General features: G+C 43.3%; 21 protein-coding genes. 9 read left to right on the top strand and 12 right to left on the bottom strand.

The genetic code is table 11. The annotated features are described in order from the left end of the window. The first annotated feature begins 1 nt into the window (after nt 1). The gene (locus N7U62_RS17370; RefSeq protein ID WP_264139324.1) at nt 2-727 is read left to right on the top strand and encodes a 3'-5' exonuclease; all 726 of its coding nucleotides are present in this window, start codon (nt 2-4) and stop codon (nt 725-727) included. Here the strand turns inward: N7U62_RS17370 and N7U62_RS17365 are convergent. Further along, nucleotides 724-1,170, bottom strand: coding sequence for a DUF2147 domain-containing protein (locus tag N7U62_RS17365; protein WP_264139323.1), 447 nt, complete (start codon nt 1,168-1,170; stop codon nt 724-726). The genes N7U62_RS17370 and N7U62_RS17365 overlap by 4 nt on opposite strands. Before the next feature lie 93 nt (nt 1,171-1,263). On the opposite strand from N7U62_RS17365, the gene rnr reads away from it, so the two are divergent. From rnr to N7U62_RS17350, 3 genes are read left to right on the top strand one after another with little or no spacing between them, the layout of a single operon-like run. Continuing rightward, nucleotides 1,264-3,501, top strand: a complete 2,238-nt coding sequence (gene rnr, locus N7U62_RS17360; protein ID WP_264139322.1) for a ribonuclease R — start codon at nt 1,264-1,266, stop codon at nt 3,499-3,501. A gap of 29 nt (nt 3,502-3,530) precedes the next feature. Continuing rightward, nucleotides 3,531-4,508, top strand: a complete 978-nt coding sequence (locus N7U62_RS17355; RefSeq protein ID WP_264139321.1) for a polyprenyl synthetase family protein — start codon at nt 3,531-3,533, stop codon at nt 4,506-4,508. Between the two features lie 38 nt (nt 4,509-4,546). Beyond that, complete coding sequence (locus N7U62_RS17350; RefSeq protein WP_264139320.1) at nt 4,547-5,170, top strand: rhomboid family intramembrane serine protease; 624 nt, start codon at nt 4,547-4,549, stop codon at nt 5,168-5,170. Nucleotides 5,171-5,174: 4 nt separating this feature from the next. Here N7U62_RS17350 and N7U62_RS17345 read toward each other — a convergent pair whose 3' ends face one another. From N7U62_RS17345 to N7U62_RS17335, 3 genes are all read right to left on the bottom strand, one after another. Next, a complete protein-coding gene (locus N7U62_RS17345) occupies nt 5,175-6,026 on the bottom strand; it encodes a DUF1571 domain-containing protein (RefSeq protein ID WP_264139319.1) in 852 nt (283 codons plus the stop codon). A gap of 100 nt (nt 6,027-6,126) precedes the next feature. Next, nucleotides 6,127-7,500: an MFS transporter gene (locus N7U62_RS17340; RefSeq protein WP_264139318.1), complete on the bottom strand. Its 1,374-nt coding sequence runs from the start codon at nt 7,498-7,500 to the stop codon at nt 6,127-6,129. A gap of 46 nt (nt 7,501-7,546) precedes the next feature. After that, nucleotides 7,547-7,999 carry a MarR family winged helix-turn-helix transcriptional regulator gene (locus tag N7U62_RS17335; RefSeq protein WP_264139317.1) on the bottom strand — a complete coding sequence of 151 codons (453 nt, stop codon included), beginning with the start codon at nt 7,997-7,999 and terminating at the stop codon, nt 7,547-7,549. Between the two features lie 115 nt (nt 8,000-8,114). On the opposite strand from N7U62_RS17335, the gene N7U62_RS17330 reads away from it, so the two are divergent. Next, nucleotides 8,115-8,801, top strand: a complete 687-nt coding sequence (locus N7U62_RS17330) for a DUF2461 domain-containing protein (protein WP_264139316.1) — start codon at nt 8,115-8,117, stop codon at nt 8,799-8,801. Here N7U62_RS17330 and N7U62_RS17325 read toward each other — a convergent pair. Then, nucleotides 8,798-9,913 (bottom strand): DEAD/DEAH box helicase, encoded by a 1,116-nt coding sequence (locus N7U62_RS17325; RefSeq protein ID WP_264139315.1) that lies wholly within the window; start codon nt 9,911-9,913, stop codon nt 8,798-8,800. The two genes, N7U62_RS17330 and N7U62_RS17325, sit on opposite strands and share 4 nt — an antisense overlap. A 161-nt stretch (nt 9,914-10,074) precedes the next feature. Continuing rightward, a complete protein-coding gene (locus tag N7U62_RS17320) occupies nt 10,075-10,608 on the bottom strand; it encodes a TetR/AcrR family transcriptional regulator (protein WP_264139314.1) in 534 nt (177 codons plus the stop codon). Between the two features lie 112 nt (nt 10,609-10,720). Here N7U62_RS17320 and yiaA point away from each other — a divergent pair, with 112 nt between their 5' ends. Then, entirely contained in the window at nt 10,721-11,104 is a 384-nt protein-coding gene (yiaA, locus tag N7U62_RS17315) for an inner membrane protein YiaA (RefSeq protein WP_264139313.1), read from the top strand. A 403-nt stretch (nt 11,105-11,507) separates the two neighbouring features. Here yiaA and N7U62_RS17310 read toward each other — a convergent pair whose 3' ends face one another. The 3 genes from N7U62_RS17310 to N7U62_RS17300 form a co-directional block, all read right to left on the bottom strand. Further along, nucleotides 11,508-12,038, bottom strand: coding sequence for a hypothetical protein (locus N7U62_RS17310; RefSeq protein ID WP_264139312.1), 531 nt, complete (start codon nt 12,036-12,038; stop codon nt 11,508-11,510). Nucleotides 12,039-12,106: 68 nt separating this feature from the next. Then, nucleotides 12,107-12,352, bottom strand: a complete 246-nt coding sequence (locus N7U62_RS17305) for a hypothetical protein (protein ID WP_264139311.1) — start codon at nt 12,350-12,352, stop codon at nt 12,107-12,109. Then, nucleotides 12,352-13,032 carry a hypothetical protein gene (locus tag N7U62_RS17300; protein WP_264139310.1) on the bottom strand — a complete coding sequence of 227 codons (681 nt, stop codon included), beginning with the start codon at nt 13,030-13,032 and terminating at the stop codon, nt 12,352-12,354. The genes N7U62_RS17305 and N7U62_RS17300 overlap by 1 nt, the downstream gene beginning before the upstream one ends. Nucleotides 13,033-13,172: 140 nt before the next feature. On the opposite strand from N7U62_RS17300, the gene N7U62_RS17295 reads away from it, so the two are divergent. The 3 genes from N7U62_RS17295 to N7U62_RS17285 all read left to right on the top strand — a co-directional run bounded on the left by N7U62_RS17295 (nt 13,173) and on the right by N7U62_RS17285 (nt 17,124). Next, entirely contained in the window at nt 13,173-13,616 is a 444-nt protein-coding gene (locus N7U62_RS17295; protein WP_264139309.1) for a DUF1801 domain-containing protein, read from the top strand. A gap of 203 nt (nt 13,617-13,819) precedes the next feature. After that, nucleotides 13,820-16,195: a TonB-dependent receptor gene (locus tag N7U62_RS17290; RefSeq protein ID WP_264139308.1), complete on the top strand. Its 2,376-nt coding sequence runs from the start codon at nt 13,820-13,822 to the stop codon at nt 16,193-16,195. A 5-nt stretch (nt 16,196-16,200) separates the two neighbouring features. Then, nucleotides 16,201-17,124: a DUF4249 domain-containing protein gene (locus tag N7U62_RS17285; protein ID WP_264139307.1), complete on the top strand. Its 924-nt coding sequence runs from the start codon at nt 16,201-16,203 to the stop codon at nt 17,122-17,124. A 99-nt stretch (nt 17,125-17,223) separates the two neighbouring features. On the opposite strand, the gene N7U62_RS17280 is transcribed toward N7U62_RS17285, so the two are convergent. From N7U62_RS17280 to N7U62_RS17270, 3 genes are all read right to left on the bottom strand, one after another. Next, nucleotides 17,224-20,286, bottom strand: coding sequence for an AsmA family protein (locus N7U62_RS17280; RefSeq protein WP_264139306.1), 3,063 nt, complete (start codon nt 20,284-20,286; stop codon nt 17,224-17,226). A 40-nt stretch (nt 20,287-20,326) separates the two neighbouring features. Then, nucleotides 20,327-22,708: a penicillin-binding protein 1C gene (gene pbpC, locus N7U62_RS17275; RefSeq protein WP_264139305.1), complete on the bottom strand. Its 2,382-nt coding sequence runs from the start codon at nt 22,706-22,708 to the stop codon at nt 20,327-20,329. A 208-nt stretch (nt 22,709-22,916) separates the two neighbouring features. Beyond that, a complete protein-coding gene (locus tag N7U62_RS17270) occupies nt 22,917-23,846 on the bottom strand; it encodes a YARHG domain-containing protein (RefSeq protein ID WP_264139304.1) in 930 nt (309 codons plus the stop codon). Nucleotides 23,847-23,880: the final 34 nt, after the last annotated feature.

The raw sequence follows: 23,880 nt of genomic DNA, 5'->3' as shown, positions 1-23,880 counted from the left end.
CATGAAAAAAATAGCCAACCATCAAAACCTCATTTTTCTCGATATCGAAACGGTTTCAGAATCCGATTCTTTTGGCAATCTCGACGATCGATTCCAGGAACTTTGGATCAAAAAAGCTGACATCCTGAACCGAGGGGAAGAATACGACCCTGAAGAATTCTACTTTGATCGAGCGGGTATCTATGCTGAATTCGGAAGGATCATCTGCATCTCGGTAGGCATTCTTTACTATGACGAGGATGAACAACCGAACCTTCGTGTTAAGGCTCTTTATTCTGACAATGAGGAAGAGTTATTGAACTCATTCATCGAGTTGTTTGAGAAAAAAGATGGAAGCAAAATCCAGCTCTGTGCCCACAATGGCAAAGAATTTGACTTTCCTTATCTCTCTAGGAGAATGCTGATAAATGGCATCAAGCTGCCAGATTATCTGGACCTGTCAGGCAAAAAGCCCTGGGAAATCCAACATCTCGATACATTACAAATGTGGCGATTTGGAGATTGGAAAAGTTTCACCTCTCTGGACCTCTTGACCAAGGTTTTTGACATCCCATCACCCAAAAGCGACATCAATGGAAGTGACGTGAACCGTGTCTACTACGAGGAAAATGATCTGGAAAGAATCGCACAATACTGCAATCAAGACGTAGTAGCTACGGTGCAAGTGTATATGAAAATGAAGGGATTAGGATTAATCGAAAAAGAAAATATAACTTTGCTTGACTAAAAATTATAAACCAACCTTATTCCGTGAGCGCCGTTATGGTTCATGTAATAGGCATTGAGGTTATCGAGTCTCTGCAAATACTTCTTCTCCTTCACAGACCCGATAATGGAAAGGGTAGTACCGCCAGCAATCAAGGGTATTCCAACATATAAAACCCCCAGCGTACCCCAAACTGCCTCATCGTCTTCTGTATACCAGGTTCCATTGATGTCTTTCTGCCAATCAGAACCGGCAATTAATGCGACACCTACGGTGGTGGCCAAAATGCCTCCTCCTAGCAAAGTAAATCCCGTCCTCTTTAGTTTGCTGTATTGTGCCACCTTTCGCAAGGTGTGCTCTTTCATGGGATCTTTTGGTTCTCGATAGTTCTCATTGAACTGAGCCAAAAGTGGTTGACTCAAAAGAACTGCAAACAATAATGTGAGAATAAGAGACTTGGTCATAACAGGTCGTTTAACTCAAAAATAGAAACAATCATTTAAACAGACATTCCATTAATTAATTAAACATTCTATAACCAACTGATTAGATTTACAATGAATTTAGATACAACAGCCCATATGGCTAAAAATAAAAAAAGAAAATCTTCCAAATCTGGAAAAACCCCAAGTTTACTTTCCATCAGACAAAGCGTAAAAGAACTCTTCGAAAACAATGAAGGAGTTAGCTTTTCTGTTAAAAAAATATTCGCCCAAACCGGGATTAGAGATAAACACGGAAAAAAAGAGTGCATGTCCTTTTTGTTCGAGCTAGAGCATGAGGGCTACCTCAAGCAGCTCCGCAATGGTCATTTTGTGACTGCTGACTCGACCGAGTCGTCAAACAAAGACGCCTTGATCGGGAAAGTCGATCATGTAAACAAACGCTTTGCCTATGTGATCATAGAGGGCGCAGAGGATGAGCAAGATATTTTTGTCAAAACCGATGACCTGCAAAATGCCATCGATGGAGACAAGGTAGAAGTCAAACTAAAACGCGGAGCTAGACACGGTTCCAAGCCAGAAGGACGAGTCGTTCGCATTGTCGAAAGGGCAAGAAACGAGTTTGTCGGAAAAATCGAGGTGCTACCTAAATATTCTTTCGTAGTACCTGACAATAAGAAAATCCATGTAGACATTTTCGTCTATCCAGAAAAAAAGGGAGAAGCCAAAACCAACGATAAAGTACTGGTTAAAATCAAAGAATGGCACGGTGGCAAAGCCAAAAACCCTGTAGGACAAGTCACAAAAGTCCTCGGACAAGCGGGCGAAAATGAGGCGGAGATTCATTCGATCATGGCCGAATTTGATCTCCCTTTCGAGTTTCCCAAGCATGTGGAAAAAGCAGCAGAAGCCATCCCAACAGAAATCACCAAAGACGAAATCAAGAAACGTCGGGACATGCGTGAGATCACAACCTTCACCATCGACCCGGAGGATGCAAAGGATTTTGATGATGCGATATCGGTTCAGCCACTGAAAAATGGTAACTATGAAATCGGGATTCATATTGCCGATGTTTCGCACTATGTGGAGCCAGATAGCATTCTCGATCAGGAAGCCATCAATCGAGCCACCTCCGTTTATCTGGTGGATCGAACCATCCCTATGCTTCCCGAAAAACTATCCAATGGTGTCTGTTCGCTTAGACCCCATGAAGAAAAACTGACCTTCTCGGCAGTTTTTGAAATGGACGAAAACGCCAATATCAAAAAACAATGGTTTGGTCGTACAGTGACCTATTCGGACCGAAGGTTTACTTATGAAGAGGCGCAAGAAAGAATTGAATCAGGTGAAGGAGATTTTCAGGAAGAAATCAATTTCCTCAATGGCCTGGCGAAAAAACTGAAAAAGCGACGTTTCCAAAATGGCGCGATCAACTTTGAGACTACTGAAGTCAAATTTAAGCTGGACGAAAATGGCAAGCCTCTAGGGATCATTCCAAAAGTGAGAAAAGACGCACATAAGCTGGTGGAAGAGTTCATGCTGCTGGCCAACAAGCATGTCGCAGAATATGTCTTTAAACTGAATGGAGGTAAAGACACCTTTGTCTACAGAACCCACGACAATCCTAACCCTGAGAAACTGGAGAGCTTTACCAAGTTCGCAGTGAAATTCGGTCACAGGGTACTCGGCATCAACTCGGATGTTTCAGGAGCCCTCAACAAGCTAATGGACGAAATCCAGGGCAAACCAGAGCAAAACGTACTGGAATCTCTGGCCATCAGATCCATGTCAAAAGCAGTCTACATCACCGATCCCAAAGGGCATTTCGGATTGGCTTTTGACCATTACACGCATTTTACCTCGCCGATTCGGAGATATCCGGATGTGATGGTACATCGACTGCTCCAACACTATCTGCTCAAGAAAAAATCTCCGAAAGTAGATGAATATACAGAATTGTGTAGACATTCGTCAGAAAGGGAAAAACGAGCGGCTGATGCAGAAAGAGCTTCGATTAAGTTCAAACAAGTAGAATTCATGCAATCCGTGGAGGACAAGGCTTTTGCTGGGGTCATCTCGGGTGTCACCGAGTTTGGCATTTTTGTGGAGATCACAGAGACCAAATGCGAAGGTATGGTTCGTGCCTCATCGATGACGGACGACTTCTACGAGTTCGACGAAAAGAACTATTGCATGATTGGCAAACGCAATAAAAGAGTATTTACTTTGGGGGATCAAGTGACGGTAGTCGTAGTAGACACCGATATAGATCGACGCACCATTGATCTGGAATTCGTAGACGATCAAGCAGAAAAAAGCATGAAACAAGATGCTTTTGACTTTTCCTGATCCGAATCACCATGTAGTAGAATACAGAGATGACTGAAGATATAAAAGCTTTTCAGGCCCGACTGAATGAGGCCATTGGACAAATCAATTTTGATAGGCAGCCCAAAGAATTATATGAGCCATTGGCCTATACCTTAGAACTAGGTGGCAAAAGAATGAGACCCATTTTGGCCATCATGGCTTATCTAATCAAAAAGAAAGATTGGGAAAAAATCATCACTCCAGCTTTGTCCATCGAGCTGTTCCACAACTTTACCCTGATCCATGACGACATCATGGATGAGGCTCCCTTGCGCAGGGGTAAAGAGACAGTCTACAAAAAATGGAACAAGGACATCGCGATCCTATCTGGGGATGCACTGATGATCATGGCTTATGATCTACTGCTAGAGGCAGAGTACGAAGACATCCGCTATATCCTCCGCCTATTCAATCGCTGTGCGATAGAAGTGTGTGAAGGGCAGCAGTTAGACATGAATTTCGAAGACCTGCCTACCGTCAGCGAGGAGGAATACATCAATATGATCAAGCTGAAGACGGCCGTATTGCTCGGCTTTTCACTTGAGTTGGGTGGCTTGCTATCAGGCATGACTCAGAAAGAAGCCAAACACCTTCGCGAATTTGGTGTCAATATCGGGATTGGATTTCAATTGAAAGATGACATTCTGGATGTGTATGGAGATGCGGCAAAATTTGGTAAGCAAGTAGGCGGTGACATCATTGCCAATAAAAAGACTTTCTTGCTCCTAAAGGCTATAGAAAAGGCGGATGGAGCCACTTTTGAAGAACTCAACACATGGTTGGCTAAAGACGATTTTGACCCGAAAGAAAAAGTAGCTGCAGTAAAGGAGATCTATGCCAAACTGGACATTCAAACCATCGCCGAACAAAAAATGAATCACTACTTCGATTTAGGATTCCAACAATTGTACGGGCTGGATCAAAAGGGCTTGAATTTAGCTCCGCTCAAAGCTTTCACACAGGCGTTGATAGAAAGAGATCATTGATTCTTAAAATCCAACATTAAAACAAACAACAACTATACATGTCATTAACTCTGGTATTGATCATCATTACGGTAGTCATTAGTTACGCTGCCTTTCAAAATCCAAACCTAAAATACAAGCTCATGTTCAATCCTGTGCATGTAGCAGATCAGGGGCAGTGGTTCCGGTTGATCAGCTCTGGATTTGTGCATTCCAATTGGGTACACCTGGGTTTCAACATGTTTACTTTCTACTTCTTTGGTGAACTGGTAGAGCGAGTTTTTATTGCGATTAAAGGACCTGTCGGAAGCGTGTACTTCATAGTTTTTTATTTAATGGCAATTGTGATTTCTGAACTACCGTCACTTTTCAAACACCGACACAATGTGCATTACAACTCTTTAGGCGCATCAGGTGGAGTGGCTGCTATGGTTTTCTGTAGTATACTTTTCTTTCCTACCAGCCCCATTTGTCTTTATGGATTTGTATGTATTCCGGGCTTTATTTTGGGGACTGGCTATGTCATATACTCCTATATGAAAGGCAAAGACATGTCTGACAATGTCAATCACAACGCTCACCTGATCGGAGCACTTTTTGGGATTGTATTTACCATCATCATGAGACCTACGGTACTTATGGATTTTGTAAGCCAAATCTCCAATTACAGCATTTTCAACTGATTGATCAGTTGAAGTTATAACCGCTGTAAGTGTCCAAAAATTCCTGATCAGAAAACTCAGGGTTCAGCTTCACCTTCTTGAATTCGTATTTCTCGAAAAGGCCCGCTTCATCATAAATTTCGATTTTCAAAGGAATCCTTCTATCCACATCGATGTACAGGGCCATTCTGGCCGAATAGTCTGTGGGTAGTCTTAAAATGTCTCCACTTTTCAAGTCATCGAGATAAAGCTCCTTGTTCTTTTCTCTGATCATGTATTCGCTCAGGCGATATTTCTTGGCAATACTAGCCACGGTCTCTCCTCCTGATACGGCATAGTTGACATACTTGAACGAAGGATTGTTCATAACGATCAGGTCGCAAGTTCTTCCATCTACCAGAGCCAAACCCTTATAATCCACCAATTCATTGATATTGTTTTTGTACTTATAGAACAGATGCTCTACTACAGAGATCACCCCATCATAGCCTGCATCCAGCAGGGTGTAGTGCTGGTTTCTTCGCATCATCTCTCCCTTAGGGTCCAATTTAAGATTCATATATGGAAAGCCATTGGGATTCACCAAAGCTTTCAGATAATCATCCGGGTGAGGATATAGCACCTCCAGGCCATTGTTTGGCGATAGCTCACGATAGTAGATTTTGATGGGCTTCTTCTGCATTTTGATGAATGCAGTGTTCTCATACATTTTGCCATTGATGCGTTCGTGTCTTACAAACTCGTAGGACATGCTGCGGATTTCCTGGGTGGATTTAAAAACCTCCTTAACCTTTTCTGTGACTGATAGTTTACTACCACCATCAAATGAAGTCAATACGATGCAGGCCAATAGCGCTGCTACAATTTTCGATTTCATTACGTTTTAGGGTCTTGAATGTAAAATGCTACTTTAGGATAGGTCGTTCTGCTAGTGAGACAATCCTGAACGAACTTACCCCCAAAGACTTCACTATCAATTATTCAACTCTCAATTTTTCCTGTGGATTGTTGGCCCAGATAGAAGCGATCGTGAGTCCGGCAAACAACACCAGACAGATCCACTCGGCTCCCTCATAAGAATCGAAATAGGCCAATGACTCACTGAACAATATGGGACCTACTGCACTACCCACCACTACAAAAGTGATCGCTCGACCTGATATTTCTCCTAAATGAGATCGACCAAAAAACCTCGGCCAGGTGACCGACAGAATCACACTATACAAGCCCATCATCACACCATTGCCTAATATGATACTATGAAGTCCGAGCCTCATTTCATATCCAAAAATCACTAGCTGAAACAATCGATCCAGGGGCTCGAGATAAATAAAACCTAACAAGGCCAGACAGGCGCTACCCCCCATGACATAAAGTAGGTTCTTCAGCTTGATATGATCACTCAAACTACTGACAGATAGCGTGACCGCTATAGCTATCATAGAGGACGGCAAAAAGATGGAAACTGCAGTTTCGCGATCATAACCCGAATGCTCAAACAAAGAAACGATGTTAAATGTAACCCCAGTCCAATACAAGGCTTGCATGGCAAGCATCATCGAAAAGACCCAAAAACCTACCGTCTTTTGCGCCTCTGTCAAAGTAAAATCCTTGACCACTGGGAACAGATTCTTTTTGGCTCGTTTTTTACTTTCCACAAATCCACCATCTGGTTTCAATCCACTATTTTCAGGATCATCTCGGAAGAAAAAGATAATGTAAAGAGGAAAACCCAGGCCGGTGATTACCGCCAAAACCAACCAGGCACCATTCCAGTCGAATCGCTGAATCAAGTGCTCAAAAAACACTGGGGCAGAAGCAAAGGTCAGCGATGTGACCACATTGCTAAAACCCATGGCGAACCCACGTCGCTTTTCGAACCACTTCATCATCATATTTCTAGAGACCAAAGTGAGGGCACCCTGACCAGAAAAACGTAAAGCAAAGAAGCCGAAACACATGATGACAAAATTCAGCATTACACTATTGCCATCCGCTCCAAAAAAGGATTGAATATGATTGACTTGACTCAGATATACTAGGACCATTCCCAAACCTACAGTCGCAATCAATGCAACAGGACGAGCGCCATGTATGTCATATTTCTTACCCACCCAGGTGAGCATCGAAGCACTGAGGATCGTACCACACATATAGGCAAAGCTGAGCTGAGAACGAGACATGCTCATGACCTCTATCAAACTATCCGTAAAGGTCGACACACCCATCGTCTGGCCTGGGATACTCATTGAGATCCCTATGGTACCACTGATGATTATCATCCAGCCATAAAAAAATGGCCATTTCTTTGGATGAAATGGCCAATTACCCAATTTCTTGTGATTGATCATTAAGTTGAGATTATATGATAAGCTTTGATGTCAGGCATATGAGTACCTATTCCTGTGAACGAGATTGATCCAAAAGGTTGCTTAAATGCAGAGCATCTTTTTCGCTCAGATGAAAATTCTCCTCAAATACCTTGTCCATTTTACGGCTCATATCTTCAAGGATTTCAGCTCCCTCCTCGGTCAATTTGATGTCCATGCTTCGGCGGTTCATCTCATTGAGACAGCGCTCGATGTAGCCCATTTTGACCAGCTTGTCAATCAAACGAGTCACGTCTGGCCCCTTATCCAGCATCACTTTCTTGATATCGCCAGGACAGCTGGGGTCTGGGGACTTACCTTTGACGATGCGCAGCACATTGTAGTGTTGGGGCAGGAGATTGTACTCCTTGAGAATATCCTTGTTGAGATCTCGAAACCAATTGGCAGTAAACATCAAGTTGACCAGCGCCATGTGGCGGTCATCCTTGAAATTAGTTTTTATTTCTTCACTTATCTTCATAACTAACTTGTTGCAACAAATATACGCATCACAGGAAATTTAGTTTAATTTATATCTTCGTGCCACTAAAAACCGTATTAGTTGTCATATCTATCTTTCATACAATTCTTATTTCATGTCCCAAATTTTACTCGAACCCGCCTTTCATTTTTTAACCCAACTTCGAGACAACAACAACCGCGAATGGTTCAACGAAAATAAATCCACCTATCAATCCGTACAGAAGGGAGTCATCCAGTTCGCAGAATCATTGCATGAAGGCATCAGCCAGCAAGATGAAATAGAAACACTCAACGGTAAAAAAAGCCTGCATCGCATCTATAGAGACGTACGATTCTCAAAAGACAAAACCCCTTACAGCACTCATTTTGGTGGAAGTTTTAGGAGAGCTACTGCCCTAAGGAGAGGTGGCTACTACTACCACCTCGAACCCGGCAATACTTTCGTGATTGGAGGGTTTTGGGGACCCAGTGCGCAGGATCTGCTGCAGATCAGGAAGCAAATCCAGCAATATCCTGATCCCCTGCGGGATATTCTGGATAGTAAAGCATTCAAACAGCACTTTGGTAGTCTTCAAGGTCAGCAACTCAAAACCAAGCCCAAGGGATTCGAAGCGGATGATCCATCGGTCGACCTGCTTCGCTACAAGCAGTTCTTGATCCAGCATTCATTCAGCGACCAGGAGGTAATGGCCGATGACTTTGATCAAAAAGTGGTTGAATACTTCGGGCATATGCGACCCTTCTTTGACTACATGAGCGAAATCCTAACTACTGACCTCAATGGTGAGCCTATTGTTTAATCCTTAATTCGCTGCATTCTAATCTTGAGTTCCTTTTCCAGGAAGCGGATGTTCTTTTGCTCTCTGTCCTCTATCAGGCACAGCGATAAGCCTTGCTTGCCCGCACGGCCTGTTCGGCCTGCTCTGTGAATGAAGTACTCCAGATCTTGCGGAATCTGATAATGGACGACATAGGAAAGATCTCTCACATCTATGCCTCTAGCAGCCACATCAGTTGCCACCAGGATTTGAATGCTCTCGTTCTTAAAGGCTCTTAGCACCTTATCTCTTTCCTTCTGCTTCATGTCGCCCTCTAGCGCATCCGACTTGATGTTTTTTGATAAGAGTTGCTTCGCCAGCGTCTGTGCAGCCTTTTTGGTATTGCAGAATATCAAACCTCTGTTGTCTTTCTGAGAATTGAGAAACGATAGCAGAACCTGAAGCTTTTGCTGGGCATCACAGATCACATATTTGTGTTCGATACTTTCATTGACCAGACTCTTCTTCTTGAATATGACCTTCTGTGCATTGCGAGATAGGTAAGTATGAATGATCTGCTGCACACCACTTGACATAGTCGCCGAAAACAACCAGATCTGCTTTTCCTTAGGCGTCTGATCCAGAATCTCATTCAATTCTTTTTTGAATCCCATGCTCAGCATCTCGTCGGCCTCATCCAGAATCACCGTCTTGACATCCTTTAGGCTCAATGCTTCCTTGTGTAACAAGTCCACCAGGCGACCCGGAGTGGCCACCACGATATGCGTGGGTCTTCTCAGGCGATTGATTTGTTCGTCTATTTGCGCCCCTCCAAAAACTGATTCGATGAAAATCTTGTCTGTGTATTTCGTGAATTTGAACAATTGCTTGGCTATCTGCTGACACAGCTCTCGAGTAGGTGCCAGGATCAACCCCTGGATCTTGTCCAGCTTAGGATCGATATTCGATAATAGAGGCAAGCCAAAAGCCGCCGTTTTGCCTGTCCCTGTCTGGGCCTGTCCGATGAAATCGGTCTCCATCTGCATCAGGATGGGAATGGTCTCCTCCTGTATTTCGGTTGGAGTGTGTATGTCTAATTCTTTGAGACCTTTGATCAGATCTTTGGATATGCCTAGTTGTGAAAATGTCGCCACGTGCTGTGAGTTAAATGTGATTCAGAAAAAGATCAAGAACTGCTGCTGACGCCAAGTCAACCCATTCATTGCTCTACTATTTCCGGAGCAAAGATAGAGCGAACAAACGGGATTCGATGAGGGTATGGACAGATCAATCAACTAAGGGTCACTGTCAAGAGCTATTTCTTATGAGTAAGGTAGCTATGCAGCAGCACCAGTACGTCCTGTGGATCCTGCTCCGACTGGTCAAATTGGATGTAGTAAAAATCCCTAATGGCCTTAAAAAGCGCCCATTCTTCATCCGAATCCTTATCCACCTTCTTGTACTTCGTCCACAGATCGTAGGTTTTGGCCTCTGTATGTACCCTGGCCTCCTCCGAGCATTTCTGATACCTCTCCAGCGATTTGTGAATCAGAAGCTGGCGCTGAAAAGCCAGGACTTCCTTGTGCACCATGATTTCCTCAGAAAAAAGCTGCTTGAAATCCGTATAGTCCTTCATCAATTCTCCAAAGCGGACATAGTTTTCGACATGTTTGGACAGCAAAACTTCTTCGAACTGGTGGAGATCCCCAAAGTAATAGTAGAAGCTGGATCGACTGAGCCCAACCAGATGGGAAAGCTTCTCTACATTAAGCGCATCAGGGCCTATTTGGCTAAAAAGCGCATAACCCTGATCAATCCATTTGCCTTTATTTTCACTGATTTTCTCCATGCTACAGGTCGACGAGACAGGTCTACTGTACAGTACTGTACAAACAAAAGCTAGCCTCGTACTCGTTAAAACTGCCAATCTAAAAAATGATTGTTAATTAAAACTTAGAATCATGAATCAAAAACCTTCAAACGCATTTGTGGCAGCTGCCTGGGTGGCACTGCTGACAGGAATGGTCGGATACCTGGTAGGGCTATTCAGAGCCGAAATGGTACTCAACGAAAAAGGATATTATTTCACCGTGCTGATGTTTGGCCTATTCGCCGTAGTGTCACTCCAAAAGGCGGTAAGAGACAAGCTAGAACAAATACCCGTGACGGATATCTACTATGGCATCTGTTGGTTTGGGACGATCCTCTCCATCTCCCTACTGGTAATCGGACTATGGAATGCTGACATATTACCAAGCGAAAAAGGCTTCTATGCATTCGCCTTTATATTATCCATGTTTGGAGCGGTAACAGTCCAAAAGAATACACGAGATGCAATGAAATAATGTCTAAGAGCCTGCCAGTCATTGGCGGGCTCATCCTATATCCAACCATTCCCTCAACATAAAGTAAAAGCCCCTCAACGTTGAGGGATAGCAAAAACATGTTAAGGACTAAGAAATTTATGTTAAGGGAGTCCTAATGAGTGTTGAGGAGTCACAATTTTTTGTTGAAGGGATCAAAATACAAGAGCGGGGACCTTCCCAGAAAGTTAAGGGCAAAAAAATAGCCGGTAAAAACCAGCTGCTGTGAGGCGTCCTGTTAGTAAAACCTCGTTCGCGACTGTCTGCTCTCTACTTGGCCACAGCCGCTGTGACTTTGACAATGGTCTTGCCATTGCTTTCTGTTACAAATGAACGCAAAAGTCGGCGATAGGTTATCGCCTCTATGTTATGAAATGATTAAGAATTAGCTTCTATCGGTCAGCGCCTTTAGCCAATCGATAAGTGATAAGGTTTCTTTCTCCGGCTCCTCCGCATCAGAGATAAAGGAAAACGCAGTGAGTACCTGCCCATCCTTGAATAGCACATTGATCTCACGTTTATACTCTTCGGTGCTGTCCCGATCAGACGAAGCATAGCCCCCTAGGTGCTCGGATGTACTGACTACCTGCATGACCTGATCAAAGGGATAAGTCTGATCTGTCTTCCCCTTTCGAATTCTGAACCTTCGCTTGGGCACCTCCAGAAACAGTTGCTTCACATCTTTTCGCCTCCGCTCCATCTCAAAGATGTAAACCGCGACAGCCAAAATCGTAATGATCCCCATGGTATATGACTGGGCAAAGACAACGAACAAAGCAGAAATAACCGCTAGCGAGAAAATTATAAAAATGAAAATAGCGTGTACGCAACCGTTGGTTCGGTTGTAGTGGCGGATCATTAAGAAAGAATCTCCCTGGTAGATCCGGTATCCATGCCGATCAAGGAAGTCATTCATCTCCACAAATTATTAATTTTTAGAGATTTAGCCTAAATAATAAGAGAGATTGATCCTTATAAAGGGGATTATCGCAGCTTCGATTCCCAATCTCTGGCGATTCGTTGAGATTTGATCATGGACATGTTGTCTTCTAGCACGTCGTTCATAGGGCCTCTGGAGGTAAAATGGTATTGGCCACAATCATCGCAGAGGTACACATTTTGCGGTCCTGATCCTGGCTGATGATGAAACCGAATCCAGTTTTCGATCAGGGCTTGTTCTGCTTCGTGCTGCGAGTCGAAGCAACGCTTGCCAGTGACACAACCCGCCATTATTTTTTTCCTTTTCGCTTAGTCGGGCCATAGGTCTCTTCCATGGTGAAGAGACTTCTCTTGAAAATATCCCAGAGTAGATTCAGTCGATAGTGATATTCGTACTGATTGCCTTTGATATCATTCTGCAATTCCATTTTGCGAAATTTGCTGAGCAGTTTCAAATAGATCTCCTCACCCAGACGGGTACGCTTGGTGAAACCTAGCGGCATCAGACCCATCATCACACTAGGAGACCCGTTCAGCATTTCGATGTTGTGATCCTCGATCAATCCATGGCTTTCCAGTCGCTCGACCATCTCATCAATGAAAGATCCCAAAAGACTTTGATGCTCCAATACCTGGTTTTTGAATTTGATACGAGAGGTATAAAACAATACTGACTCCAGAGTGGCCAGCATCCCTTCGATACCGAGCGCTCGATTGTTCCATCTCACTTCATTTTTAGTCATCAGGGAATTGAGCGACAGCTCGATGAACACTTTGATGTCTTCGTTGCTAAGGTCCGTGGATCGAATCAGGTGAGACAGTACCGGTATCCAAAAGTAGGTAGGTTTAGAAGTCATCACGACTTCTATTTTGTTATTAAGCTCATCGTCCAGATAGAAGGAATTGGTGAAACATAATATCCCAAATTCTTCCATGGAGAGCATCTCCGCATGTTCGAGTTCCTTAGCCATTCTTAAGATCAAAAGTGTTAAAGCAAGGCAAATGTAATACAGATCCTGTGGTCCACTAGCCAGTTGATGAATCTAAGGCTAATTTCAATTAAAGTCACGGATAATCGGGATAAATTGGCGTTTCATCTAACAATCTACCCATGCAAAGCAAAGCCGAAACCGTAGAAGCCTATCTGGAAGAATTAGCTGAAGATAGAAGAAATCAGATCTCTCAAGTCAGAGAAGTAATTCTGCAACATCTGCCCAAAGGGATGGAAGAAAACATGAACTGGGGCATGATCAGCTACGAAATACCGCTATCGGTCTTTCCCAATACCTACAACAAAAAACCTCTGATGTATGCAGCTTTGGCTTCCCAAAAGAACCATATGGCTGTTTACCTCAGCGGTATATACTGTGACCCACAGCTTCAAAAGGAGTTTGAAGAAGCATACCGAGCCAGTGGAAAGAAAATGGATATAGGCAAAAGCTGTGTGCGATTCAAAAAAGTAGATGACCTGCCCCTCGATGTGATTGGAAAGGCCATATCTGCACTTACGCTAGAGCAGTTCATCTCTTTACAAAAAGAGAAAAGAACAAAATAAGACTCCCAACATCTTATTTGTAAGGGTATTGGTTTATTCGTTTGTCATCTCTGTGAATGAAAAAATAAAAAAGATAAACAGGTATGCATGCAACCTTTTTTACTCAACCTACATATTATAAGAGACTTGTAGCGTGAAAATCTGAAAGTCTAAAGACTCAAAATACCCATTATTAACTTAATAACGATAAACATTCACTTGTAATGAAACACCTTCTATTTGCCCTAATCAGCGTATTATGGGCATATTCGAGTCTCGCTCAAGACCATACGATCAGCGGGTACGTCAAAGATGCCAGCAATGGCGAAACTCTGATCGGCGCTACTGTGGTGATCAAAGACAGCAACAAAGGAGTCATCACCAATGTTTATGGATTTTATTCCATCACTCTACCAGCAGGAAACTACGATGTAGAATACAGATACATTGGTTTTGACAATATGCAGAGATCCATCGACATCAGTTCGGGAGACCAAAGAGTAGATGTAGAGCTCAGTGCCTCAGGTCAAGAATTGGAAGAAGTTGTGATCAGCGCCGAATCCGATGATGCCAACGTCACTGATCTACAAATGAGTAGCAACAAACTCGACATAGAAACCATCACCAAGATTCCATCATTTTTAGGTGAAGCAGATGTACTTCGCAGTTTGCAGCTCGTACCCGGGGTAAGTACCGTGGGTGAAGGTGCTTCTGGATTCAACGTGCGTGGTGGTAGCGTAGGACAAAACATGGTACTACTAGACGAGGCTCCAGTGTATAATTCATCTCACTTGTTGGGGTTCTTCAGTGTTTTCAATCCTGATGCAGTCAAAGATGTCAACCTAATCAAAGGCGGAATCCCTGCCAGATATGGGGGCCGAATCGCTTCTGTATTGGATATCAGAATGAAGGAAGGTAACAACAAGAGTTTTCATGGACAGGGAGGGATCGGAACGATTTTTAGTCGTCTGGCAGTAGAAGGCCCACTGGTCAAGGATAAAGCTTCCTTTATCATCGCGGGCCGTAGATCCTATATCGACGTACTGGCCAAGCCTTTCACAGATGTTTTTGATGGAGGTGCTCAGCTCAACTTCTACGACTTGACGATGAAGGCCAACTACAATATCAACGAAAACAACCGTGTCTATGTCTCGGGCTATCTCGGTAGAGACGTCTTCATGTTCGACAAGGAGCAAGGGTTCGACTGGGGTAACAATACAGCGACCGTTCGTTGGAATCACATTTTTGGGGATAAGCTTTTCTCGAACTTCACTTTCTTCTTTAGCGACTATGATTATGCCCTTTCGTTTGGTGAAGACGCTGACGACAGGTTCCAATGGAGATCTAATATCAGAACCTACGATTTCAAACCAGAGTTCACCTACTTCATCAATCCTAACAATGAATTGGCCTTTGGTGGGGAAGTGGCGCTTCAACAGTTCGAGCCTGCCAATGCTACGGTATCCAGCAGCGGGGATGATTTAGATCTAAGCCTGGATGATAAATACGGCATAGAAACAGCTGTTTACCTTTCCAACAATCAAAAGATAGGCAGTCAGCTCCAGGTAGAATATGGGGTTCGCTATTCCAGTTTTTCTTTGATTGGTCCTGGCAAAGCTTACTACTATGGTGAGGCAGAAGCCGGAGAGAGAAAGCCTCTGGAAGAAACTCGTGAATTTGATCAGGGAGAGATCATCGATACCTACGACAACTTCGAACCACGACTCTCAGCCAATTATGTAATCAACTCACAAAACAGTATCAAGGCCAGTTACAACAAAACGGCCCAATATATCCACCTCATATCCAATACGACTGCCTCTAACCCATTAGACGTTTGGACGCCCAGCAGCAACAATATCAAGCCACAAATCGGTCATCAGGTAGCCGTCGGATGGTTCAGAAACTTTGGCGCCAGCAATGATGTAGAGTTTTCGGTTGAGACCTACTATCGCAAAACTTTCAACCAAATCGACTACATCGATGGTGCAGAGTTGCTGATCAACGAAGAACTGGAAGGAGACCTACTAAGTGGAGATGGCAGGGCCTATGGACTGGAGTTTTTGGTCAAAAAGAATACAGGTAGACTCAGTGGATGGGTCAGTTATACGCTGGCACGCACAGAACTGCAAGTGGACGGAATCAATCAGGGCGAATGGTATCCTACCCGCTACGATCAGGCGCACAACTTCAAGCTGGCCGCCTTTTATGACTTGAATAAAAGAGTTACTCTTTCGGGTAATTTCACCTTCCTGTCAGGTACACCTACCACCTACCCCAATTCGAAATATGTGATTCAGGATACATTTGTGATCCCTCACAACAATGAAAACCAAAGAAACAATGTGCGTATCCCAAACTATCATAGATTGGATCTGTCAGCCACCATCGAACTGGGTGCCCTGACTGAGCAGAAAAAGTTTCATCATGATATCGTAATCTCTGTGTACAATGCCTATGCGAGAAAGAATCCATTCTCCATCTATTTTACTCAAGCCGATGTAGCTGAGGGTGATACCCAAAATGTACAGACCCAGGCGAGACAAGTGTCCATCGTGGGTACTGTGATTCCATCTATTTCTTACAACTTTAGCTTCTAATCGACATGTCAGTTTATATCAAATATTCACTCATCATTTTAAGCGCATTTTTGTTCTCATGCGATGACCTGATCTCAGTAGATGTGGAAGAAAAAGATCCACTCGTTGTGATCGATGCCTTCATAGATAACACCAGCAATGAGCAAAAGATCACTGTGGCAAGAAGCCAGCCTTACTTCGACGAAACACGAATCATTGGCATAGAAGATGCCACAGTCGAGGTACTCTATGGCAGCCCAGCTAACACAGTCGTCTTCAATCACGCAGGGGAGGGTGTTTATACCATCCCCGCAGGTTTTGGCTCGGTTGGGGATAGCTTCGAACTAAGAGTAACAGTGGATGGAGAAACTTACCATTCCTTCTCATCCATGAATCCCGTGCCACCAGTAGATAGTGTCACATTTCGATATGATGAATTCGACCTCTTTGGAGAGAACGAAATTTTTTATGTTGGTGCTTTTTGGGCCAAAGATCTGGAAGGAGAGGGCAACACCTATTGGATCAAATCCTACAAAAACGGTGAGTTTCAAAACAAACTAGATATGATCAATCTTGCCTATGATGCAGGATTCAGCGCAGGTAGCGAGGTAGATGGCCTCAATTTTATCGTACCCATCAGAGAGAATGTGAATGACTATGATGGCGAGGACGATGAGTTCGTCAGTCCTTTCGAAGATGGAGATTCGCTTTATGTCGAGATCCATGCGATTAACCCTGAGGTTTTCGATTTCCTCACTTTAGCGGTCAGCAATACCAACTTGCCTAGTGGCTTTGGTGCTCTATTCGCTTCTCCACTGAGCAATACCTATGGCAACATTAGTCCGGTAGATCCAAACTCTGAAGAGGTCGTCCTGGGTTGTTTCAGTGTCTCGGCTGTTTCTGCTGGAGGAAAACGACTGAATGTCGATGAGGTTCCTAAAGAAGAATAATCCAAGTTGAAAAATTTTTATAGCCATGCAGTCTCTGTTCCTTATCATTAGGGCAGAGACTTTTTTGTTTTTAAGCCACTATTGAATCAGCGGGTGCGATCAATCCAACATCTCCTTATACTTCTCGATATTAAAACCGAGTAGGACATCTACTTGTTTGTATCGGGTTTGAAGAAGCTTTTCCTGCCATTGATAATCCTTCTTTTTCAAGGATTCGATCTTGAGTTTACTCTCCCGTGTCCGGGCACCCAAATAATAGTGGAGCCCTTTGACCTGAGCGTCTTCTTCCTGCATTCTGGCCTTTTTCTTTTTCTCTGATTTCAGCAAATCACTGACACTGACTTTGAGATTGAAACCAAAATCTATTTCCTGATTGTGATAACCCATAAATTCAATATTGGTCAGGTTGGTGGCAAATACAGTGTTGGGCACCAATATTTCGTCGTTGTGAAAGAGCATGTCTATCTGATCATTCACCACGAAAATCGTATCTGTGGCCTCTGCTTTCAGAAACTTCAGCGATTCGGTCACAGGGCGAAACTGGATGAGGCGCCCTTGATCCAAACTCAGCTGAACACGACCAATCATATCATTCTTTCGATACAATAGGTTTTCGTCATAGTGCAGGATCAACATCCCATCGACTTGTACCTTTCCATAGACATTTTCTTTGGTGACGATACTGCCTTCGTGCTGAGGCAAAGCAGCCACTACCTGAGTTGCATCGATATTTCTGGCTTGTAGTTTCGCAGTGCTCACTACATGAATCGTGTCATTTTGCTCTAACAAACCTCTGAGATTGAATTGGCCTCCGAACAAATCAAAATTCAGATAATTCAATCTCATGTTGTTCTCAAACAGTACGAAATCAGATTTTAGATTTTTCGCAATAATATCATGGTGACTCACTCTCGGTGCAGATATCTTGATCTCGATGTCCTTATAATAAAAACTCGACTTTTCATTTTTGAGTTTGGCACTGTCTTTTGGAGGTCTAAAGGTCGTATAATACTCACGCATCTGATTGACCTGAACGGGATCCAGCCTCATGTCCAGCTTTCCATCTATCACCGGTGCATCCAAAATCGATTCTACATCCCAGCTAGACCTAACCTCTCCCAACTCGAAATCAAAATCCAGATGCGTCAATTTCAATTTATCATCTTGGTAGTTGGCCTTTAGGGCTACATTCCTGAATTCATGATTTTTAAAAATAAACTCATCCATACTAACCTGAGCAGTTACACTCATGTTATCCGGAATCGAGCTGGCTCCTTTGCCCTTTTTCGATTCTTTTTTGGAAAACAATTCACTAGTGAGCAAGGTGTCTAGATTGACATGGTGCAGATCAGCAGTTAGGCGAATGTCATTTTTGATTGGTTTTCCATTCTTGAATTTGCTACTCCCTGATACTCTGATATCGCCACGATCAAAGAAAAAATGAAATCTATCGACCAAAATAGAATCGCTGTTGAGCTGAATTCCCATATTCACTTTTTCTATAGCAATACCATCTAAAGCCAGTTTTCTGGAGGTCAGTTTTAAGCCAAAGTCGAGTCGCTTAGGAAAGAAACTAAAATCGATACCCGAATTTTCGGTACCTTCCGAAGACTGAATTTGTGCTCTCTTAAAAAGAAACTTATCTACATTCACATACAGATTAGCTCTGGAGCGACGGATAGAACTCGAGTCCAGCAGTGGCATGAAATTGTACAAGCCTCCGTTCAAAGCAAAAGGGGATTGATTAATCAAGCCCTTAAAGTTTTCCAATAAAATGTTTTCGTCCTGAATAGATATCGACCCATCCAAATGATGGGTTTCCAGACCCAAAGAAGGTATATCTCCCGAAACATCCAAAAACTCAACATTCCCTTTGAATTCGCGATAAGCCTTACTGGTCAAATCGTCTCGGTTGGATAGTTTACCTTCCAGATCCAGATTGACTTTTATTTTTCCGGCCAGTTGTCCAACTTTTGGGAGGTCAAACAAATTGTTTAGTTCCTCCAAACTCAACTCTGACTCTAAGTCCAAATCGATATAAGGATCCTTAAAGTTTGCCATACTTCCACTCAGCCTTACAAAACTTTCTTTTACCCTAGCAAAGCCTTCCTTGATAATAAGAAAACTCGATTCTGGTGTTGCTTCCTTTCCATTAGAATAGATGCCGTTCAGATACACATCCTGGATCTTGTAAGGAATCCCTTCCTTTTCGAAATCGGCATGGGTCAGCATAAAGTCCAAATCAACATTAGGAAAATGGGTCGGGTCAATAAACCCGGTGGACCGCATCCTAAAACTCAGGTGTGCATCGGGGCTGGTTTGTTTGAAAGGAAAATCTTTGAGTTGGGGAATCAAGGCCAGATAGTTATTAAGATCTGCCTCTGCACCTTCCAGATTCATATCCAGGATATTACCATCCCCAGTAGGTTTCAATACGCCATTCACTTTGACATTCGCCTTGTCCAATTTCAAGGTCCCTTCAAACAAATTGCGCTTGTCCAGTTGACCAATACGAAAGGCTGCGTCATCTGTCGAAACTGGTATTCCCCTTGCTACTGGTTTTCCCTTATTGATCATACGCTGCAGCATACCACTAGCGCTCCCTTCAAAGGAGATCAGATCATTGGTTGATATCATTTGAAAATGACCCTCATCAATGGAGATCTCAAGGTCATTCTTTTTATAATCATTCGTCACTCTGATCTCTACATCCCTTAGATCTATCTGCGGGATATGATAGTCGAAAGTTTTGCTGGCCTGATCGGGGTGTTTCTTGCCACGAATCATATACTTCTGAGCCAAAGAATCCACATAGGAATGGAAAAACGCCCGCTCGACCAGCACCTCAGAAAAGATAAAATTGTCGTTGATCAGGTCCCTCGGATTGATGCGGAGAAACATCTCATCTATGGCCAAAACCGTGTGACCATTCTCTATGATCCACAAGGAATCTATAAATACAGTTGAAGAGGGGAAGTTGCGAATACTCGAAACATGAATGTCATTGAAATTGATTTCCGACTCTAAAACATCATTGACAATGGCTTCAATCTCAGCTTTGATTCGTTCATGAAAGAAATAACGGACCGTCAGTTCAAGAGCTACGGCCAACAGAACCAAAGCAAGAAAAATGAATGATATGATTTTTATTGTCTTCTTCACCAGTACCGAAGGTAAAAATATTCTTAGTTATTTGTAGTACCTATTCCCTGATCACCTCAAAATTTAAATTAAGTTCAAAACCATCCTCATCGACAACATGTAACTGATGCTGACCTGCGAAAGTAGAAATACCCAATTGATGAGGAGCAGTTGTCACTTCCAGATACTCGCCATCCAGGTGCCAGTATAGCTTCTCCTTTCTGTCTTCATGGGCGATTTCGAAAACTGCCTTTCCCCGCGTTCCATCTATTTCTCTTGGGATGAAAACACGAGATCGATTCTTAGGATAGATAAAAGACATCTTCTTCCCTGATAGTGCTTCATCGCAGCTTGGTAAGAAAGGAGGTAAAGATTGGTAATCCGAATGATATCGGCGGTAATACCAGGCCTGCACCGGAGGCAAAACAAACCAGGATTCATGCAGCATCTGATTAACTGGGTAGCAAGAGCTATTTACACGAAAACTACGCGTACTATCCAGATGAACCGTACGGTGATAAGTACAAATCTCTGACTGACTCACCGAAACAGGCAAACTCATCAATTGGCTTTCGCCGCAATAGTCACCAGCTCTCTGTCCACTTTGGTGACAGATGCTAAACTCTGCCGTCTCTGAGGTGGGCACTATTAACTCCAGTTTACCATCCAGCACGGAAAACACATCGAACATCAAAGGGGCTGCAGCCTGCACACCGACTAAACCCGGACGGCCTTCTCCATCGGCATTGCCTACCCACACACCCACTGCATACTTACCATTGAGGCCGATGGCCCAGGCATCTCTAAATCCAAAACTGGTTCCTGTCTTCCAGGCGATCTGACTGTGACGCTGCGACCATGGGTAGTCTGTATAATCCTGCGGACGGCTGAGCTGAGTCATAGCCTGCAGCGTAGACCAAATGGCAGAAATACTCAATGGTTCCCCATCTACCGACAGTACTTCAGCAGGCTGGCTAGCCTCATAGGTGATCTGACGATAGTCGCTTCTATCATAGCTTCGGGTCACAGGTCGGTCCAGTCCATTTTGATAAACCGCAAATAAGTTCACATACATATTGGTCAGCTCCCAGAGACTGGATTCCGATCCACCCAGTATCAGCGATAGTCCGTAATGATCCGCCCCCTGCTTCAAACTGTTCATGCCTAAGGATTGAAGTTTGGCATGGAAGGCTTCATATCCATAGTCCATCAGGATATTAACAAAGGGCAGGTTGAGAGATCGTCGCAGTGCTTCATCGGCAGCCACCGCACCTCGATAGGTCTTGTCAAAGTTTTTGGGAGAGAAGCCCTGATGGATCAGGGGATAATCTTTGGTCAACTGCTGAGGGGCAATCACTCCCTGATCGATAGCCGCAGCATAGAGAAATGGCTTGAGCAAGCTACCTGTACTACGCATCGCAGGGATCACATCTACATCTTCCCCATGCAGATCACCTGCATCAGTATTGCCCACATAGGCCTTTACTTTTGCGTTTTCCAGATCTACTACCAATACCGCGGCATTGTGTATGTAATTGGACTTCATCCTCCTGCTATGGGCGTTGGCTTTTTGAACTACGATGCGTTGGAGCCTTTCATCCAGAGCGACTACATTTCGCTCACCAGCATGACCTTCCGCCATCACTCTTGTCAATAAATGGGGAGCCAATCTCGGTAAGTCTCTCGGCTGTCCCGGCAGGTCTTCCTCAAGTGCCAAACGATAGGTCATAGAATCCAAAACCCCTCGATCCAGCAGTTTGCCCAAAAGGAAGGCGCGTTTTTTGGCTAGTAAAGTCTCATTCTTACCCGGTCTTACCAGCGACGGACTATTCGGCAATACCGCCAGGGCTGCTGTTTCTCCCCATGACAGTTCGTGCGGCGACCTGCCAAAGTAACGCCATGCCGCAGCTTCCAGTCCTACCACATTGCCCCCAAAGGGCGCATGCCCGGCATACATATCCAGAATTTCTGATTTGCTGTAGAGTAGTTCCAGTTTCAAGACCAACCAGGTTTCCCAAAGCTTTTCCCATAGGGTACGTGGTGGATTGTTTCTGGACAATCGTATGACCTGCATACTCAGCGTACTGCCTCCTCGCACGATTCTTCCCTCTTCCCAATTAGTCAATAGTGCCTTAAATACCGAAACAGGATTGACACCAAAATGATAAGGAAAATACTCATCTTCAAACATTCGGATTGCCACAGCAAACCTAGCTGGAACGCTGTCCTGTTTGGGAAATCGCCACTGCCCATCCTCAGCAATCATTGCACCCAGTAGGTGCCCGTCCCTGGTTTCCAGCGTAGTAGCATAGGGAGTCTCAAAAACAGGAGAAGGCAAAGGAGCCAATAAAACCGCCCCACAGACCAAAAGCCCTAGCAAAAGAATCTTTTGGTAGGGCTTTCGCGACTTGAGATAATTCCAGGTTTTATTTACTGAAATCATCCCTTCATGTTTTTTGGATCCTGTCTGGAGTCAGATTGGTAAAATAATTTTTATTCATTGCAGGTTATTGATGAAAAGAAATAACTAGTAGCACACAAAGTTCCCCTTGTTTTCCTCTACTTATTCAGAAGAAATAAATTCGCTTATTGGTCCTAAGCTAACTAGATCATACTCAAATACGAATATTGTTAATTGTCCTCAAAACAACTCATGGAGCATAATACAATATGAACTGCTTCTTTGGCTCATACCATTGCATCAATTCATGCCTAATTTCAGGTTCTCCAAAGAGGATCAGTTGACCGTCGAATGAATCAAAATATGAAGTATATTCAACCATTGAAATATTGAGGTTTTTTCTTTCAATGTACCATTCTGCCATTTTGATAGCGGTTTCCCTATCGATACCAGCGTAATCATTTCGACTACTTAATTCTGGCGAACTATAATTTAGCGCGATAGTAAAAGTGACCCATGGATGTCTCCCTTCGTAGGAGAAAATGTCGTCAGAATTTATTCCTAGATATGGGTTTTTTTGAGAATTACTCCAAATTATTTCCCCTTTTCTGCTCCAAGTAGAACTAACAAAAATATCATTGTCAACAGCTTGAATATGAGTTTTGATAGTATCTTGATTACCTATTCCATCTATATTTCCAATTGTAAACATGGTGGTATCTGCTGGTCTTCCCTCGAACTGATCTATAGTCTGAAACATCTTTGCCAGAAATTGCTTAGTCCACCCATCTGCGGATAACTCAGAACTTTCATATTGGCTCAGTACTGCATCGTCAATCTTAATTTCTTTTCGCTCTAATTCTCTTCTTTTTTCTTTTTCCAATTCTACTATGTTTTGGATGTTTTGCTTATCCAAATCAGATAGCAAAGAATCAACATTGTCATACTTGGGTTCATACCAGTCAAAACCCGAAAAATATTTAACAAGGTCGTCCGATTTAAACCTGTACCCCTTTCTGGCAAAAATTTCATTTCTGATTATTCTCAGGTCATCCAATGATTTTTCATTGAGATCTTCAATAGCAATCAATTCAGTTTTTATGGAGTTATTTTCCTTCTTTTCAAAACCACAGGAAATGATCAAAACCAAAACTGCTAGATATATCAGTTTATTTATCATAAATAATTTATTACACAGAAAAAATTGGCATACT

The sequence above is a fragment of the Reichenbachiella ulvae genome (genome assembly GCF_025833875.1).
Classification (GTDB): domain Bacteria; phylum Bacteroidota; class Bacteroidia; order Cytophagales; family Cyclobacteriaceae; genus Reichenbachiella; species Reichenbachiella ulvae.
The sequence above is the reverse complement of the archived record's forward strand: the minus strand, read 5'-3'. Positions and strand labels throughout refer to the sequence as shown.